The organism is Paenibacillus sp. P4_E11, assembly GCF_056401635.1.
Map to the genome: position 1 here is coordinate 1 of NZ_JBFUIX010000392.1, position 1908 is coordinate 1908.

The window sequence follows — 1908 nt, forward strand, 5'->3', positions numbered from 1 at the left end:
CAAGCAAGGGTGGTCCTATGCAAGACATGCATTCCCTACTACAAGATATCCTACATAGACAATACGGCACCATTCGCAAGTCCAAGCGGAAAGTATCACTAGATTGGTTACTAGACCAGACTATTCAAGAACAATATTCGGATAGATCCGATTATGAGCTCAGTGGTGGATTTGCCGTCATCGCGGCCGGCATACAGAAGCTGGTCGAGCAGTGTGTCTTGACTCCGATTCGGACCAGTCCCAAGAGCTTCAAACCCCCGTATATTCACACTTCGTATTGGCTAGCCGAGAATGGTCAACTACAAGACCGTTGGAACTCTTCTGCGATGCTGCGGCTCCGCGAACGTCTCGATCTTACCTATTACGAGAACCGTCCGGAAGAACAGACGGATTCTATATGGACTTTCCTGGAACGTGTATATGAATTCATGAAGACGGCGCACACACGTGAAGTGATTACCCGTGAAGAACGTTCACTTGAGCTGTTCGATAACGAGAAATGGTTATCCGAGCCCGAAGGAATACGTTTCTTGCGTTCTATACAAGTGACATTGGATGACCTCAGAGCAGACCATGCCTGGGAACCATTCGTTTACTATGTTCATCCGAAGCGAGACGTACAATCCATTCTGATCGTAGAGAACAAGTCGATATTCCATACTTGTAAACGGATGATGCGGGAAGGAAGAGAACTGTGCGGATTGGCTCCAGACATGCTGATATACGGGGAAGGCTGGAAGATTGAGAGCAGCCTGCTCTTCTTGGAAGAGTTGAATATCGATCCTACACGAACGGCACTTTACTATGCTGGGGATATGGATTTAACAGGATGGGACATATACGGGAAGATCAAGCTTCATTATCTCCACCTTAACATGCACTTAGCTCTCCCATTTTATCAACAGATGATGCTGAGCTGTAAATCTACTTATCCTTATACCACGGAGCAAAGTTGCCAGCCCGAACACTTAGAACTTATCAGGAATGAAGTGGCATTTGAATCCGAGTTATCCCGGTTTTTTCATCAACTGCTGGAGAACCAGACCCGTGTCCCCCAAGAGGTGTTAAATTACGAAGTGATGGCGAGGTTGGCAGAACGATGAATTGGTCAGATTTTGGCGAACGGAACAAGCGGTTGAATCCTCTCTGGAGTCTCGGGGCGGGCATGAACCTGGGCGAGCTCCATCCCTATAAGGAAATGGTGGCATTAAGTGTTCTACTGCAGGTGTATTACTTGGAGCTGGAGTCAAGTGAGCGACGCTCCAGAGAACATATCGTAGCTCTTGCATGGGACGCAATTGATCGATTTAACATTCGAAATCTAGGGACGGATGAGTCCATTGAAAGACTCGTAGATGGGCTATTGTGGAGTGGGAATGGCGGGGATTTCGAGTCCTCCTATTACGACGACCACAGTCGACAAATTCTCACGCACAAATACAAATATTTTGCCGTAGACGAGGATGCTACCCGGAACCATTGGGAGAAGGGCGGCAGGACGATATTCCGACTGTCCGAATACGCGCTGGAACTGATCTTCATGAGTCATGAGATTATTGAAGAGTTCCAGATTAGCATCAAGCTGCTTGAGATTCAGATGCACATCAAACACGGCCGCATTTCACGAGGGCTTCAGGATATTAATGAATTGATTGCACGTGTACGGAAAATGGCTCAACAGCAGCGGGAATATCACAGTGTGCTGCGTAGGAACCCGAAGCATATATTCAGCGAATATGGCTCCAAACGGCACCAGCGACTGGAGGAGATCCAGCATCAATTCGAGGAAGAACGACGACACTTCGATAATATTCATCGGGCACTATCCCGACTAGCAAATGATGAGAAAGATATTATTGATTTCAATGAATTACGGATGCTGTCGGAACGCGTCGAACTATGCAGACG

2 protein-coding genes are annotated in these 1908 nt (G+C 47.3%); both read left to right on the top strand.

Annotated features, from left to right (window positions below; genetic code table 11):
* Positions 1 to 1103, top strand: a 1103-nt coding sequence (locus AC1DWB_RS34375; protein WP_477545562.1) for a Wadjet anti-phage system protein JetD domain-containing protein, incomplete at its 5' end; no start/stop codon positions are given.
* Positions 1100 to 1908: hypothetical protein (locus tag AC1DWB_RS34380; RefSeq protein ID WP_477545563.1), on the top strand; the 809-nt coding region annotated here is incomplete at its 3' end. The genes AC1DWB_RS34375 and AC1DWB_RS34380, both read left to right, overlap by 4 nt.